This is a genomic window from Micromonospora sp. NPDC049374 (assembly GCF_040677165.1).
GTDB lineage: Bacteria > Actinomycetota > Actinomycetes > Mycobacteriales > Micromonosporaceae > Micromonospora.
Map to the genome: position 1 here is coordinate 322,098 of NZ_JBFAQH010000002.1, position 14,662 is coordinate 336,759.

The 14,662-nt window shown below is 71.3% G+C and carries 14 protein-coding genes; 8 read left to right on the forward strand and 6 right to left on the reverse strand.

Annotated elements, in window-relative coordinates; translation table 11 throughout:
- The first annotated feature begins 89 nt into the window (after positions 1-89).
- The 3 genes from mshA (at position 90) to AB0J93_RS04880 (ending at position 3,142) form a co-directional block, all read left to right on the forward strand.
- Positions 90-1,439 carry a D-inositol-3-phosphate glycosyltransferase gene (gene mshA / locus AB0J93_RS04870; protein ID WP_363918223.1) on the forward strand — a complete coding sequence of 450 codons (1,350 nt, stop codon included), beginning with the start codon at positions 90-92 and terminating at the stop codon, positions 1,437-1,439.
- 53 nt (positions 1,440-1,492) lie between these two features.
- Positions 1,493-2,026 carry a YbjN domain-containing protein gene (locus tag AB0J93_RS04875; protein ID WP_363918225.1) on the forward strand — a complete coding sequence of 178 codons (534 nt, stop codon included), beginning with the start codon at positions 1,493-1,495 and terminating at the stop codon, positions 2,024-2,026.
- A gap of 216 nt (positions 2,027-2,242) precedes the next feature.
- Positions 2,243-3,142 carry a hypothetical protein gene (locus tag AB0J93_RS04880; RefSeq protein ID WP_363918564.1) on the forward strand — a complete coding sequence of 300 codons (900 nt, stop codon included), beginning with the start codon at positions 2,243-2,245 and terminating at the stop codon, positions 3,140-3,142.
- 358 nt (positions 3,143-3,500) lie between these two features.
- Here the strand turns inward: AB0J93_RS04880 and AB0J93_RS04885 are convergent, their stop codons facing one another.
- Complete coding sequence (locus AB0J93_RS04885) at positions 3,501-4,781, reverse strand: MFS transporter (RefSeq protein ID WP_363918566.1); 1,281 nt, start codon at positions 4,779-4,781, stop codon at positions 3,501-3,503.
- A 112-nt stretch (positions 4,782-4,893) separates the two neighbouring features.
- Entirely contained in the window at positions 4,894-6,201 is a 1,308-nt protein-coding gene (locus AB0J93_RS04890; RefSeq protein ID WP_363918227.1) for an MFS transporter, read from the reverse strand.
- A 151-nt stretch (positions 6,202-6,352) separates the two neighbouring features.
- Between AB0J93_RS04890 and AB0J93_RS04895 the strand changes: the two genes are divergently transcribed.
- Positions 6,353-7,120 carry a phosphoglyceromutase gene (locus AB0J93_RS04895; protein ID WP_363918229.1) on the forward strand — a complete coding sequence of 256 codons (768 nt, stop codon included), beginning with the start codon at positions 6,353-6,355 and terminating at the stop codon, positions 7,118-7,120.
- A 64-nt stretch (positions 7,121-7,184) separates the two neighbouring features.
- Here the strand turns inward: AB0J93_RS04895 and phoU are convergent, their stop codons facing one another.
- Positions 7,185-7,835 carry a phosphate signaling complex protein PhoU gene (phoU, locus tag AB0J93_RS04900; protein ID WP_332905306.1) on the reverse strand — a complete coding sequence of 217 codons (651 nt, stop codon included), beginning with the start codon at positions 7,833-7,835 and terminating at the stop codon, positions 7,185-7,187.
- 225 nt (positions 7,836-8,060) lie between these two features.
- Between phoU and AB0J93_RS04905 the strand changes: the two genes are divergently transcribed.
- Together AB0J93_RS04905 and AB0J93_RS04910 are read left to right on the forward strand one after the other, a co-directional pair.
- On the forward strand, positions 8,061-9,326 hold the full coding sequence (locus AB0J93_RS04905) for an ATP-binding protein (RefSeq protein ID WP_363918568.1): 1,266 nt from the start codon (positions 8,061-8,063) through the stop codon (positions 9,324-9,326).
- A gap of 56 nt (positions 9,327-9,382) precedes the next feature.
- Positions 9,383-10,066, forward strand: coding sequence for a response regulator transcription factor (locus tag AB0J93_RS04910; RefSeq protein ID WP_363918231.1), 684 nt, complete (start codon positions 9,383-9,385; stop codon positions 10,064-10,066).
- 117 nt (positions 10,067-10,183) lie between these two features.
- Here the strand turns inward: AB0J93_RS04910 and AB0J93_RS04915 are convergent, their stop codons facing one another.
- Positions 10,184-10,993 carry a hypothetical protein gene (locus AB0J93_RS04915; RefSeq protein WP_363918233.1) on the reverse strand — a complete coding sequence of 270 codons (810 nt, stop codon included), beginning with the start codon at positions 10,991-10,993 and terminating at the stop codon, positions 10,184-10,186.
- Positions 10,994-11,065: 72 nt separating this feature from the next.
- Between AB0J93_RS04915 and AB0J93_RS04920 the strand changes: the two genes are divergently transcribed.
- Positions 11,066-12,010, forward strand: a complete 945-nt coding sequence (locus tag AB0J93_RS04920; RefSeq protein ID WP_363918235.1) for a Ppx/GppA phosphatase family protein — start codon at positions 11,066-11,068, stop codon at positions 12,008-12,010.
- Positions 12,011-12,085: 75 nt separating this feature from the next.
- Positions 12,086-12,892, forward strand: coding sequence for a sugar phosphate isomerase/epimerase (locus tag AB0J93_RS04925; RefSeq protein WP_363918237.1), 807 nt, complete (start codon positions 12,086-12,088; stop codon positions 12,890-12,892).
- A 25-nt stretch (positions 12,893-12,917) separates the two neighbouring features.
- Here the strand turns inward: AB0J93_RS04925 and AB0J93_RS04930 are convergent, their stop codons facing one another.
- Both AB0J93_RS04930 and AB0J93_RS04935 read right to left on the reverse strand, forming a co-directional pair.
- A complete protein-coding gene (locus AB0J93_RS04930) occupies positions 12,918-13,475 on the reverse strand; it encodes a CGNR zinc finger domain-containing protein (protein ID WP_363918239.1) in 558 nt (185 codons plus the stop codon).
- Positions 13,476-13,493: 18 nt separating this feature from the next.
- Positions 13,494-14,660, reverse strand: coding sequence for a glutathionylspermidine synthase family protein (locus AB0J93_RS04935; RefSeq protein WP_363918241.1), 1,167 nt, complete (start codon positions 14,658-14,660; stop codon positions 13,494-13,496).
- Positions 14,661-14,662: the final 2 nt, after the last annotated feature.

The following is a 14,662-nucleotide window of genomic DNA, read 5'->3' on the forward strand; positions in this document are numbered from 1 at the left end:
CGATCGGGAAGATGACATCCGGCGTGGAGTGTTGACGCAGGAGCGCCGGTCGTGCGGGGACGGCATCAACCGTGGCAAAGGGAGCGGACGTGGCGGAAGAGCACACCGGTGTCGGTCGTCAGCGCGGTTCCCTGCCGTGGCCGCGACCCCGGCGGATCGCGACCCTGTCGGTACACACCTCGCCGCTGCACCAGCCGGGCACCGGGGACGCGGGCGGCATGAACGTCTACATCCTGGAGGTCTCCCGGCGGTTGGCCGAGGCGAACGTCGAGGTCGAGATCTTCACCCGGGCCACCTCGGGCGACCTGCCGCCGGTGGTGGAGGTGGCGCCCGGGGTGCACGTCCGGCACGTGATGGCCGGCCCGCTGGAGGGCCTGACCAAGGAGGAACTGCCCGGTCAGCTCTGCGCCTTCACCGCGGGCGTGCTGCGGGCCGAAGCGGCCCGCCCGCCGGGCCACTACGACCTCATCCACTCCCACTACTGGCTCTCCGGGCAGGTCGGCTGGCTGGCCAAGGATCGCTGGGGGGTGCCGCTGGTGCACACTGCGCACACCCTGGCCAAGGTGAAGAATGCGCAGCTCGCCGCCGGTGACCGGCCGGAGCCGAAGGCGCGGGTGATCGGTGAGGAACAGGTGGTCGCGGAGGCGGACCGGCTGGTGGCGAACACCCGGGTCGAGGCGCGGGACCTGATCGGCCGGTACGACGCGGACCCCACCCGGGTCACGGTGGTCGAGCCCGGCGTGGACCTGGAGCGGTTCCGTCCCGCCGCCGGCGACCGGGACGCGGCGACCACGGCCGCCCGGGCTCGGCTGGGCCTGCCGACCCGTGGTCATCTGGTCGCCTTCGTCGGGCGGATCCAACCGCTGAAGGCACCCGACGTACTCATCCGAGCGATCGCCGCCCTGCGTGCGCGGGATCCCGAACTGGCCCGTGAGGTCGCGGTGGTGATCTGCGGCGGCCCCAGTGGCACCGGGCTGGACCGGCCCACCGCGCTTATCGAACTGGCCGCCTCGCTCGGCGTCACCGACCGGGTGCACTTCCTGCCACCGCGCACCGGAGCGGAACTGCCCCTGCTCTACCAGGCGGCCGACCTGGTCGCGGTGCCGTCGTACAACGAATCCTTCGGCCTGGTCGCGCTGGAGGCCCAGGCCTGCGGTACGCCCGTGGTGGCCGCTGCCGTCGGCGGACTGGTGACCGCGGTGCGTGACCAGGTCAGCGGGGTGCTGGTGCGCGGACACGACCCGGCGGACTGGGCGGGTACGCTGGCCCGCCTGCTGCCCGACCGGGCCCGGCGGGCCGAGTTGTCCGTCGGTGCCGCCCGGCACGCCCGGGCCTTCTCCTGGTATCGCACCGCAGCCGGACTGCTAAGCGTCTACGGTGAGGCGATCGCCGACCACCGGGCCGGCCTCGCCGCCGAACTCACCGCCTCCCGCTGCTGACCGCAGGCCCGGCAGCCGGGCGGTGTGGTGGTGATCGCCGTAGAGTTGGCCGGATGAGCGACCTCGGTGCACTGATCGAGTCCGTCTGCGCGGAGCGGGAACTCGCCTGCGAGTCCACCGGCCCGGGGTCGTACGCGGTGACCCTGCCCGGTACGCACAAGCTCAAGACGATCTGCAACCTGATCGTCGGCGAGCACGCGCTGCGGATCGAGGCGTTCGTGATGCGCCAGCCGGACGAGCGGCGCGAGGAACTGTGGGCCTGGTTGTTGCAGCGCAACGCCAAGATGTACGCCGTGTCGTTCTCCATCGACGCGGTCGGCGACGTCTATCTCACCGGTCGGATCAACCCCGACGGTGTCGACGCCGACGAGTTGGATCGGCTGCTCGGCGCGGTGCTGACCTACGCCGACGAGTCCTTCGACACGATGCTGGAGATCGGGTTCGGCAGCTCGATCCGCCGGGAGTGGGAGTGGCGGGTGAAGCGGGGGGAGTCGACCGCCAATCTGGCCGCCTTCGCGCACCTGTTCGAGCCCTCGGAGGCCGCCCGGTCGGCTCCGCCGGCCGCCGGAGGTTCGGACGCCTCTTGACGGACGCGGAGGTTCGGACCGCTCCTGACGGGTAAGCCGCTGCGCGCGGTGCGGCGTTGGGACCCGCCGCGCCGAGACGGCGAGTGGCGAGGAGCGTGAGCGTCCATGGCTCAGCGAAGCAGCTCGGGTCGCGGCGGGACCGCGACCAGGACCAAACGGCAGGGGGGCAACCAGACCCCGAACACGCCACGGATCTCCGAGGCGGAGATCTCCCGCATGCGGGTGGACGACATCCGGGGACAACTGCGGCGACACGGGGTCTCCGGCATCTCGGCCCTGCGTAAGCCGGAACTGGTGAAGACCCTGGCGAAGACGCTGCGATCAAGCGGCGCCGGGCGCCGCAGCAGCGGTCCGGCCGGTCGGGCCGGCGCCACGAAGGCATCCGGCACGAGACAGCCGGCGTCCGGCCGGACCGCGCCGGGGCGAGCCAAGGCAGCACCAGGGCGGACCAAGGCGGCACCGGGGCGAGCCAAGACGGCGCCGGCGAAACGGGCCGCTCCGGCGCGCAAGGCGACCGGCGCGGCGGCTAGGTCGACCGCCGGCACCGCCCGCAAGGCGACAAGTGCGGCGCGCCGGTCCACGACGGGTACGGCGCGGAAGAGCACGGCGGGGGCGAGGAGATCGGCCCCGCGCAAGTCGGCGGCGAGCGGCACGACGGCCGGTGGGACCGGTACGGCGGCCACCCGCGCCCGAAAGGCGGCACCCACCCGCCGGCCGGCCGAGGCCCGCCCGGCCCGCGGTGGCGCGGCGCGGACCGGACGGTCGACTTCGCGGTCGGTCCGGTCGTCGCAGCTGATCACCTCGCTCCAGGACCGGCCGGAGCGCCCCGGCCGCAGCCTGGTCACCACCAACCATGACGTGATTCGACGGTGGGCCCGGGAGCGGGGGGCCAAGCCGGCGACGATCAGCGGTACCGAGCGTGCGGGCCGGGCCGGGGTGCTGACGTTCAACATTCCGGGCTACCGGGAAAGCAGCCGGATCCGCGAGATCACCTGGGACGAGTGGTTTCACACCTTCGACCTGCGACGGCTGAACCTGATCTACCAGGAGCAGATGCGGGACGGCCGGCAGAGCAACTTCTTCCGGACCGAATCACCCGATCGGGAGGACGGGTGAGAGGTTTGCGGGAATAGCACCCGGGTACCCGCTGTTGGCCTTGACCGAGGGCCTAAGCGCCGTCTCGAAGGGGACTGCGCTGTGACGGGCGAGACAGTCGCTCAGGTTGAATCGCGAGGTCGGGCCGCACTAACTTTATTGCACCGCGCCACGCTCGGAACCGTTCGGGGGAGCGGCGGATCGATCAGATCTGTGCAGCCGGGCGAGGCGCGGGGGACGGGTGGACCGACACCGTTGGGGGACGGTGGCCCACCTGTTTGGACCGGCGGCGCGAGCGGGCGTCGCTTACGGGGGTGAGTGTCGCCCGCCGCCGCCGGTCGTACGACGTGAAATGCCCGGTGCGACTTCGTGCCGGGCATTACGCGTGCGCGCAGGACTGCCCGGCCAGCGACGGCTCGGCCTGTTCCCCCTGGTGACGCAGGCTGGTCACGCGTCGTTCCCGCGTCGGCCCGGCGAGCAGGTGCGCGCCGGCAGCCAGCAGACCCAGCGCGCCGATCAGCAGCCAGTGCCCGTCGCCCCACCGTTGCAGGCTGAAGCCGCCGAGCGTCGGCGCGATGAATGACGCCGCAGGGAAGGCCAGGTAGAACACCGACTGGTAGCGGGCCCGCAGCGCCGGTGGCGCCAGGTCCGCGTTGATCTGCGCGTTGGGTGGCGCGGCCAGCATCGAGCCGACCGTCCAGACCAGGCAGGCGCCCAGGTAGAACACGAGGTCGTCGGCGACCGCGAGGGCACCGAAGCCGACGGCGAGCAGCGCCGTCGACAGGGCCAGCACGTGGGCTTTCCGGTGGCGGTCGATGAGTCGGGGTACGAATAACTGCCCGAGCACGATCAGGACGCCGCCGAGGGCCACCACCGCGCCGTACGACGACGGCCCCAGCCCGTCGGCACGCATGGCCAGCGGCATGATCGTCGACGCCTGCATGGTCAGTACGGCCAGGACGAAGGTCAGCCCGACGAAGACCAGGAAGTGCCGATCGGTCAAGGCGGTGTGCAGACCGGGGCGACGCGGGCGGCGGGTGCCGGCGGCCGGACTCGGCCGCGACTGTCGGCGGGTTAGCGTCTCCGGGACCTTCCAGGCGATGAGCGCGGCGGTGGCCAACGTGGCGACCGCGTCGACCAGGAAGAGGGCCACGTAGCTCGCCTCGGCCAGCAGGCCGGCCAGCAGCGACGCGACGGCCATGCCGAGATTGAACGCCCAGAACTGCAGGTTGAAGGCGCGGGACCGACGATGCTCCGGCACCACGTCGACGATCGCCGCGACGAAGGCCGGGCTCGGCATGGAGTGCGTCACCCCGACCAGTAGGGCGAGTGCCGCGATCACGCCCAGGTGCTGGCTGAGGGCCAGCGCCACCATCAGGGCGGCGGTGACCAGGTGAGCTGCCACCAGGGTCGAGCGTCGACCCCAACGGTCGGCCAGTACCCCACCGAGCAGCACTCCGGCCGCACCACCCGCGCCGTACGCGCCGACCACCACGCCGGCCAGCGACTCGCTGGCCCCCCGGGCCGCGGTCAGGTAGAGCGACAGGAAGAGCATCGCGAACGCGCCGGCCCGGTTGATCAGCAGGCCGGCCCAGAGATACCAGAAGGTCGCAGGTAGCCCACCCGCGGTGTCGGTCAGCCAGCGACGAAGCGCCCCCACCGGCGGCCGTTCGTGCTGCTGTTCGGTCGGCGTCCCGACCCCGCCTATCTGTTCGGACACCTAACAGATCTTGCCGGGGTCGGCCGACGGGAGCGACGTCGGGTGGTGGGGGTCACCCCCGGGAGGTGGCCACCGGCTCGGCCGCCTGCGGGGCGGCGGGCTGCGGCGCGGTCGACTGCACCGTCACCACCGGGGCAGCACCGGCGGTACGCAGGGCGACGGCACGCCGCTCCCGTGCCGGCCCGGAGAGCAGGTGGCCCACCGCCATCACCAGACCGATCGCGGCGCAGCCGGCCCAGAGAGTCGCGTTGCCGGCCTGTTCCCGGACCAGTCCGCCGAGGATCGGCGCGGCTGCCCCGGCCAGTTGCCAGGAGAGCGAGAAGACGCCCTGGTAGCGACCGCGCAGCTCGGCGGGGGAGAGCTCGGCGATGAGGGTGGCGTTGGACGGCGAGTTGAGCATCTCGCCGAGGGTCCAGATCAGCACCGTCAGTCCGTAGAACCAGGCGACCTCGGCGAACGCGGTCAGCCCGAAGCCCGCGCCCATCACCACCGCGGCCAGGGCGAGCACGTGTGACCGGCTGCGCCCCTTGATCAGCCGGGGCACGAAGAGTTGGCCGGCCACGATCAGCACGCCATTCAGTGCGATCACCGATCCGTACGTGGCGGGGCTCAGGCCGGAGTCGGCCATCGCGATCGGCAGCATCGAGATGTGCTGGAGGAAGACCAGCGCCCCGAGGAGGTTCAGGGCGACGAAGCCGAGGTACACCCGGTCACTCAGGATGGTCCGCAGAGCTCCGGCCGGTGCGCCGCCGCGCGGCATGCCGACGGTGACCGTCCGGGTCTCCTTGACCTTCACGAAGATGATCAGTGCGGTGACCACTGTGGTGGCCGCGTTGACCACGAAGAGCAGCAGGTAGCCGGCCTGCGCGGCGAACCCGGCGAGCACGGCGGCGCAGGCGAAGCCGAGGTTGATCGCCCAGTAGTTGAGCGAGAAGGCGCGCAGCCGGTCCCGCTCCGGCACCACGTCGATCATCATGGCGCCGAACGCGGGGCGGGCCGCCTCGGCGAAGAGGCCGAGCAGCAACGCGCCCGCCGCGACCGTCCACAGGTCACGGGCGAAGCCCAGGGCGAGCATCATGGTCGCGGCGCCGAGATGGGCGGTGAGCAGGGTCGGCCGGCGACCCCACCGGTCGGTCAGGGTGCCGCCGGCGGTGGTGCCGACCGCACCGCCGACGCCCCACGCGCCGAGCACCAGACCGGCCTGCGAGGCGGAGAAGCCTCGTTCCTGGGTCAGGTAGATGGCGAGGAAGACCAGGACGAACGAGCCGAGTCGATTGATCAGGGAGCCCGTCCAGAGGTACCAGAAGGTCCTCGGTAGCCCACCTGTGGTGTCCCGGAACCAACCCCGCATCGCGCGCACGCCGGCGCCCCCGTTTCCGTAATGCCTGGTGATCTGTTGGATCCTTACCAACCTAGTGGCGCGCCGGAATCAAGGTCACCTGTATTTCCACGTGGTGGTCGTCACCACCCTTCCCGCGCGTGCCATTGCGGGTTGCGGCAGGATGATCGGCATGACAGCTAGCGAGGGGCCCACCGTCGGGACGCTGGTCCTGCTTCGGCACGGCGAGAGCGACTGGAACGCCAAGAACCTCTTCACCGGCTGGGTCGACGTCGACCTGACCGCGAAGGGGGAGGACGAGGCGCGCCGCGGCGGCGAACTGCTGCGCGAGCACGGCCTGCTGCCGGACGTGGTGCACACCAGCGTGATGCGCCGCGCCATCCGGACCGCCGAGTTGGCGCTCAACGCCGCCGACCGGCACTGGATCGCCGTGCGCCGGTCGTGGCGGCTCAACGAACGCCACTACGGGGCGTTGCAGGGCAAGAACAAGAAGCAGACCCTGGAGGAGTACGGCGAGGAGCAGTTCATGCTCTGGCGCCGGTCGTACGACACCCCGCCACCGCCGATCGCGGACGACGACGAGTGGTCGCAGGTCGGCGACCCGCGGTACGCGCTGCTGCCGACCGAGCTGATGCCGCGTACCGAGTGCCTCAAGGACGTCGTCGAGCGGATGCTGCCGTACTGGTACGACTCGATCGTGCCGGACATCCTGGCCGGCCGTACGGTGCTGGTGGCCGCGCACGGCAACTCGTTGCGGGCGCTGGTCAAGCACCTGGACCAGATCAGTGACGAGGCGATCGCGAAGCTCAACATCCCCACCGGAATCCCGCTGCGCTACGACCTGGACCCGCTGCTGCGTCCCCACACGCTGGGCGGCACCTACCTCGACCCGGAGGCCGCCAAGGAGGCCGCCGCCGCCGTAGCCAACCAGGGGCGCTGAGTCGGCCGAGGACTTCGTGGCGGACCGAAGGGGCCCCGGCGCTGGCTGGGGCCCCTCGTCGTGCTCAGGGGGAGGTGACGGGTTCGCCGGTGATCAGGTAGACCACGTGCTCGGCGCTGTTGACCGCGTGGTCGGCGAAGCGCTCGTAGAAGCGGCCGAGCAGGGTGGCGTCGATCGCGGTCTCCACCCCGTACGGCCAGTCCGCACCGAGCAGCACCCCGAACAACCCCTTGTGCAGCTCGTCCATGGCGTCGTCGTCGCTGTCCAGTTCGGCGGCGAGGTCGGCGTCGGGGTGGGCCAGCACCGAGGCGATCTTCTCGGCCATCCGGTCGGCGATGCCCGCCATGTCCGTGAAGACCGGGCGCAGCTCCGCCGGTACGGCCGGCGACGGGTGCCGGCGCAGCGCGGTCTTGGCAACGTGGTCGGCCAGGTCGCCCATCCGCTCCAGATCGGCGGCGACGTGCAGCGCAGTGATCATGGCGCGTAGGTCGGAGGCGACCGGTGCCTGGCGGGCCAGCAGGTCGCAGACGCGCTCCTCCACCTGCCGGTACAGCCCGTCGATCTCCGCGTCCCGCTCGATCACGGACTCGGCCGCCCGGCGATCGGCGGTGAGCAGGGCCCGGGTCGCCTGCCGTAGCGCCGCCCGAACTCCCTCGGCCATCTCGACCAGCAGTTGGCTGACGGCCTGAAGTTCGGCCCGGAACTCGTCGCGCATTCTCACGTCCTGTTCGTCGGGGCCGGCGATCACGCCGGCGGGGGTTCGCGCAGGTACGCCGCCCAAGCTATGACTCCCGGGCGGACCGGAGGTGAACGCTGATGAACTACGCCGGACGCGCGGGTGAACTTTCCCGGAAGTGAGAGTGCTTCGTCCTGTTCTGGGCGATAGCCGGGTTAACAATGACCCTACGATCGCCGAGTGACGTGGGCGGTGACGGTGAGTATGGCTTCGGCCCTGGTGGTCGGGGTGGTCGCTGGCCTGTGGTTGTCCCGCATGATCTCGACGACGCGCCGGTCGACCGGGTCCACGGGGAGCAGGTGGGCCGGTTTCCGGTTCGGTAAGGGGAGGCTCGCGATCGTCGACGAAGTGCAGGTCGGGCTGGGCCGCCGCGCGATCGATTCGCTGCGTGCGGGGGTCGTGGTGCTCGACGCGGACGATGTGCCCGTACTGGTCAATCCGGCGGCCCGGGCGATGGGGCTGCTGCGGACCGGTGGGCGACCGGGTTCGATCATGGCGCACCCGCTGATCCGTACCCTGGCGGGGCAGGTGCGGCGCACCGGCGTGCGGCGCGAGATCGAGCTCGACCTGCCCCGAGGTCGCGACAACGCCGGGGAGAACCCGCTCGGCGTGCACCTGAGGGCGATGGGGCTGGGCAACGGCTACATCGCGGTGGAAGCGGCTGACGTGACCGAGTCGCACCGGTTGGCCCGGGTGCGCCGAGACTTCGTGGCCAACGTCAGCCACGAACTGAAGACCCCGATCGGTGCGTTGCAACTGCTCGCCGAGGCACTGCTGGACGCCACCGAGCCGGCCGACGAGGGACGCCCGGATCTCTCCGAGGATCTGGTCGCCGCCCGGCGGTTCGCCGAGCGCATCCAGCACGAGTCGACCCGGTTGGGGCGGCTGGTGCAGGAATTGCTGGAGCTGACCCGACTTCAGGGCGCCGAACCGCAGCCGGCCCCCGAGCCGGTCGCGGTGGACTGGGTGATCTCCGAGGTGATCGATCGCACCCGGACCGCCGCCGCCGCCCGCCGGATCGAGGTGACCGTCGAAGCGGAGCGGGGCCTGACCGTGTACGGCAGCGACAACCAACTCGCCACCGCGGTGGCGAATCTGGTGGAGAACGCCCTCAACTACTCCGGCGAGGACACGACGGTACGTATCGCCGCCCGGGCCGCCGGGGAGCAGGTGGAGATCGCGGTCACCGACCAGGGCATCGGCATCGCCCCCACCGACGTCGACCGCATCTTCGAGCGGTTCTACCGGGCCGATCAGGCGCGCTCGCGGGCAACCGGCGGCACCGGCCTCGGACTGGCGATCGTCAAGCACATCGCGAGCAACCATGGCGGTCGGGTGGAGGTGGCGAGCACTCTTGGTGGTGGGTCGACGTTCACCCTCCGGCTGCCCGCCCGCCCGCCGGACGACCTGCTGGCGACACTGCCGCCTGCTGGGATCGAGGCCGGTCCGGCCGAGCTCCGGCAGGTCTGAACCGCACCTGGATCAGACCGGGCGCCGCCCGGTCCGACCGATGAAAGGAAACGCCGTTGAGCCGCGTTCTGGTGGTCGAGGACGAGGAGTCGTTCTCGGACGCACTGTCGTACATGCTCCGCAAGGAGGGGTTCGAGGTCTCCGTGGCAGCCACGGGGACGTCGGCTCTCACCGAGTTCGACCGGACCGGTGCCGACATCGTCCTGCTCGACCTGATGCTGCCGGAGATGTCCGGTACCGAGGTCTGCCGGCAGCTGCGCCAGCGCTCGCCCGTGCCGATCATCATGGTCACCGCTCGGGACAGCGAGATCGACAAGGTGGTCGGCCTGGAGATCGGTGCCGACGACTACGTGACCAAGCCGTACTCCCCCCGGGAACTGGTCGCCCGGATCCGCGCGGTGTTGCGCCGGCAGACCCCGGAGGCGCCCGAGTCGGGCGCGCCGACCCTCGCCGCCGGGCCGGTCCGGATGGACATCGAGCGGCACGTGGTGACCGTGGACGGCGGCGCGGTGCAGTTGCCGCTCAAGGAGTTCGAGCTGCTTGAGCTGCTGCTACGCAACGCGGGTCGGGTGCTCACTCGGGGGCAGTTGATCGACCGCGTCTGGGGTGCCGACTACGTCGGCGACACGAAGACGCTTGACGTGCACGTGAAGCGGCTGCGCTCCAAGATCGAGCCGGAGCCCTCCACCCCGCGCCACATCGTCACGGTGCGCGGCCTCGGCTACAAGTTCGAGCCCTGAGCCGACCCGATCCGCACCCGCTCCTGACTGCCATCGTTGTGACGATCTGTCACTGGCTCGGCGCGGTGGCGATGCGTGACGCCGCAGCCACCCACCCCGTGCCGCGCGACGACCGCGTCAGATGCCGTCCGCCGGGTGCCGGGCGACGAGGCCCAGCCGGGTCCGCGCCGCGCACAGCTCGGCCAGCCTGGCGTACGCGGACTCGCCGATGAGCGCGGTCAGCTCCGGGGCGTACGACAGGTACATCGGGTCCGCCCCGACGTGCGCGTCGGTGGAGGAGGTGCACCACCAGTCGAGGTCGTGCCCGCCGGCCCCCCAGCCGCGCCGGTCGAACTCGGCCAGCGTGGACACCAGCACCTTCGTGTTGTCCGGCCGCTTAACCCATTCCTGATCACGGCGGATCGGCAGTTGCCAGCACACGTCCGGCTTGTACTCCAGCGGATGCGCCCCGTCGCGCAGCGCCTGGGCGTGCAGCGCGCAGCCGCCCCCGCCCGGGAAGTCCGCGTCGTTGAGGAAGACGCAGGGCCCGTCCGCTTCCTGGGTGGCGGTCCGCCGTGCCGGGGTCTTGCCGTCGACGGTGTCGTTCTCGGTCCAGTTCTTGAACCCCCGCCGATAGTGCTGCCAGGTCTGCGGGGTCAGCCGCTTCACCGCGGCGCGTACCCGCGACTCGTCGTCGGAGTCGGTGAAGAACGCACCGTGGGAGCAGCAGCCGTCGGCCGACCGGCCGGCGATGATGCCGTGGCAGCCCTGGCCGAAGATGCACGTCCACCGGGACAGCAACCAGGTCAGGTCGGCCCGGATCAGATGCCGCTCGTCCGCCGGGTCGACGAACTCGATCCACTCTCGGGGGAAGTCCAGCGGCACCTCCCGGCTGCGCGGGTCGGCCGGGTCGTCCACCAGCACGCGGAGTTCGATCTGCCCTGTCACCCGGCCAGCGTACGCGTGGTGTGGCGGGCAGGTCGCCGAATGGCGCGAGCCGGGTGGGCCTAGGGTTCTCCCATGCGACTGGGTGTCCTCGACGTCGGTTCCAACACGGTGCACCTGCTGGTGGTCGACGCCCACCGCGGCGCACACCCGTGGCCGGCGCATTCGGAGAAGGCCGTGCTGCGGCTCGCCGAGCAGATCGGCCCGGACGGCGCGCTTCGCGAGGCCGGCGCGGACGCCCTGGTCACGGCGGTGGAGGCGGCGCGTACGTCGGCCGCCGGACTGAAGGTCGACGATCTGATCGCCTTCGCCACCTCCGCGGTGCGGGACGCCACCAACGCGGCCGATGTGCTGACCCGGGTGCGGGATTCCACCGGCGTACGGCTCGAGGTGCTCTCCGGCGCCGACGAGGCGCGGATGACCTTCCTCGCGGTCCGGCGGTGGTTCGGTTGGTCCGCCGGGCGGCTGCTGGTGCTGGACATCGGTGGCGGCTCGCTGGAGATCGCGGCCGGTATCGACGAGGACCCGGACGTCGCGGTGTCGCTGCCCCTGGGCGCCGGTCGGCTGACCCGCGACCGGCTCGGGGTGGATCCGGAGAGCACCGTCCCGCCCGCACCGGAGACGGTGGAGGAGTTGCGGCAGTACGTCGACGCTCACCTCGATCCGGTGGTCGAGCGGATGACCGAGGTGGGTTGGGAACGGCCGGTGGCCACCTCCAAGACGTTCCGTACGCTGGCCCGGCTCGCCGGTGCGGCACCCAGCGGCGCCGGGCTCTGGGCCCGGCGCCGGCTCACCCGGTCCGGGCTGCGACAGGTGCTGGGCTTCATCCGGCACATCCCGCCCGTGCAGCTGGTCGAGTTGGAGGGGGTCAGCGCGGGGCGCGCCCACCAACTGCTGGCCGGAGCCGTGGTCGCCGAGTCGGTGATGCGTCGACTCGGCGTGGACTCCCTGGACGTCTGTCCGTGGGCACTGCGGGAGGGTGTGATCCTCAGCCGGATGGATCGACTGGCTCCGGTGTGATCCTGATCGTCCCGGCTGTCCGCTTTGCCGGTTCTCGTCATGATGCCCGAACGCATCCCGGCTACCCTCGGTGGTGTGACTTCCCGCGTCCCGGTGCTCCTGTCCAGTTCCTCGGTCTTCCCTGAGCGGACCGCGGCGGCGTTTCAGCTGGCCGCTACGCACGGCTACGACGGCCTTGAGGTGATGGTGTGGACCGACGCGGTCAGCCAGGACGCGGGCGCGCTGCGGGGACTCTCCGATCACTACGGGGTGCCGGTGCTCTCCGTACACGCTCCGTGTCTACTGGTCACGCAGCGGGTGTGGAGCCCTGATCCGTGGGAGCGGCTCCGCCGGGCGGCGGTGCTGGCCGAGACGCTTGAGGCGCCGACCGTCGTGGTGCACCCGCCGTTCACCTGGCAGCGGGAGTACGCGCGAGGCTTCGCCGAGGGGCTCGACCGGGTGGCCGGCGAGTTCGGTGGCCTGCGGTTCGCGGTGGAGAACATGTACCCGGTGCGGATGGCCGGCCGCCAGTTCGTCCCGTACATGCCCGGTTGGGACCCCACCGAGGCCGGTTACGCCTCGTACACGCTCGACCTGTCGCACTGTGCGGCCTCGCACACCGACGCGTTGGCGATGGCCGACCGGATGGGTGACGGTCTGGCGCACGTGCACCTCGGCGACGGCACCGGCGAGGGCCGCGACGAGCACCTGGTGCCGGGACGCGGCAACCAGCCCTGCGCCGAGCTGCTGCGTTCGCTGGCCGGGCGGGGCTTCACCGGTTCGGTGGCGGTGGAGGTGACCACCCGGGGGGCGAAGAGTCGACAGGTCCGCGAGGCGGATCTGCGCGAGGCGCTGGCGTTCGCCCGTCAGCACCTCAGCACGCCGTCCCCGGTCGACGCCTGACCGTCGCCAGCCCCGCCGACGGGGTTCAGGAAACCGGTGCCAGCGGGTCCGGCTGGCTGGGCACGGCGGCACGCTTGCGGGCCCGATGAGCGGCCACGTGTGAACGGGTGGCGCAGCGCTCCGAGCAGAACCGCCGGCAGCAGTTCGACGAGGTGTCCAGGTAGACGTTGCCGCAGCGGTCGTCGGCGCAGACGCCGAATCGGGCGCTGCCGTACTCGCACAGCCACACCGACAGGCCCCACACCGCGCCGGCCAGATACTCCGAGCTGACCGAGGCACCCCGGCTGGTCACGTGCATGTGCCAGTCGCTGGAGTCGTGCCCCGAGATGCGCGGCTGCACCGGGAACGTCTCCAGCAGGGAGTTCAGTTCGCTCACCGCCTCGGCGTCCCGCCCCGAGGTGCCGTACTCGAAGACGTCACGCAGTCGCTTCTGCGCGCGCCGGAAGGTCGGCAGGTCCCGTTCCGCGACCTCGTCGCGCATCCACTCCTGGTCGTCGCAGAAGATGGCGCGCAGATCGTCGAGGTCGTCCAGGCGCGCGTTGACGAGGTCAACCCCGGTCCGGGCGTACGCGTCGAAGTTCACGCCCCAACCGTAGACGACTCATCCCGGGCGTGGCGCGTCGATGTAGTGCGGCAGGAACCGCGCGTAGCCGTCGGTGATCAGGCTCGCGCTCTCCCGCAGCCCGGCACCCGCCGACTCTCCGTCGACGATCCAACTGCCCAGCACCATGCGGCTCCCGGCGAACTCGGGCAGCGCCCGGAACTCCTGGTAGCAGAAGCCCTCGTCGCCGTAGTCACCCGGATTGCTGATCTCCTCGGTGGGGGTGACGATCCGCACCGCGGCGCCCTCCCGACCGAGCAGCGGCTTGGCGACGTACTCGGGCATCCCGCGCGGCGAGTCCAGGTACGCGGGCAGCAGCAGCTCGTGCCCCGGGTACAACTCCCACAGCACGGCCAGCAGCGCCTTGTTTGACAACAACAGCTTCCACGCCGGCTCGATCCAGGTGGTCGGGGTGCCCGGCTCCAGCGCCAGCGGGCCGTACGGCTCGGCGAGCATCCACTCCCACGGGTAGAGCTTGAAGCAGGTGGTGACCGGGCGGTCGGCGGTGTCGACGAAGCGTCGGCCGTTCCAACCGAGATCCTGGATCGGCAGCAGCTCGACGTCCAGCCCCGCCTGGCGGGCGGTCTCGGCCAGGTAGCCGGCGGTCATGTGGTCCTCTCCGGTCTCCTCCTCGTTCGACCAGACCACGTGCACCCGTCGGTCGTGCAGCCCGGCGCCGATCTTCGCCCAGCTGGCGACGAGCCGTTCGTGCAGGCTGTTCCACTGGTCCAGTTCCGGTCGGGTGTGCTCCAGCCAGTACCACTGGATGATGCTCGCCTCGACAAGCGCGGTCGGGGTGTCGGCGTTGTACTCCAGCAGCTTCGGCGGCCAGCTGCCGTCGTACCAGAGGTCGAAGCGGCCGTAGAGGGTCGGCGGCGTCTCCCGCAGCGAGCGGGCCACCGCCTCGGCGGCCCACTCCGGGATGCCGAACTCGGCGTACCGGTTGCGCGCCACCACGTGTTCGGCGGCGGCCACCGACATCCGGTGCAGTTCCTCGGTGGCCTCCTCCAGCCGCAGCACCTCGTCCAGCTCGAAGGCGTACGCGGCGGTCTCGTCCCAGTACGACATCACCCCACCGTCGGGCAGTTCCGTGTCGACGTAGACCAGACCCTGCTCGCGGATGGTGGTGTTCCAGTCGGCGCGCGGTGTGGTCGGCTCGCGACGCACGC

What these genes read in the sequence shown, in the direction of transcription:
- AB0J93_RS04880 (WP_363918564.1), top strand. Translation starts at nt 2,243, where the DNA reads ATGCGGGTGGACGACATCCGGGGACAACTGCGGCGACACGGGGTCTCC.
- AB0J93_RS04875 (WP_363918225.1), top strand. Translation starts at nt 1,493, where the DNA reads ATGAGCGACCTCGGTGCACTGATCGAGTCCGTCTGCGCGGAGCGGGAA.
- AB0J93_RS04920 (WP_363918235.1), top strand. Translation starts at nt 11,066, where the DNA reads ATGCGACTGGGTGTCCTCGACGTCGGTTCCAACACGGTGCACCTGCTG.
- AB0J93_RS04905 (WP_363918568.1), top strand. Translation starts at nt 8,061, where the DNA reads ATGGCTTCGGCCCTGGTGGTCGGGGTGGTCGCTGGCCTGTGGTTGTCC.
- phoU (WP_332905306.1), bottom strand. Translation starts at nt 7,835, where the DNA reads ATGCGCGACGAGTTCCGGGCCGAACTTCAGGCCGTCAGCCAACTGCTG.
- AB0J93_RS04895 (WP_363918229.1), top strand. Translation starts at nt 6,353, where the DNA reads ATGACAGCTAGCGAGGGGCCCACCGTCGGGACGCTGGTCCTGCTTCGG.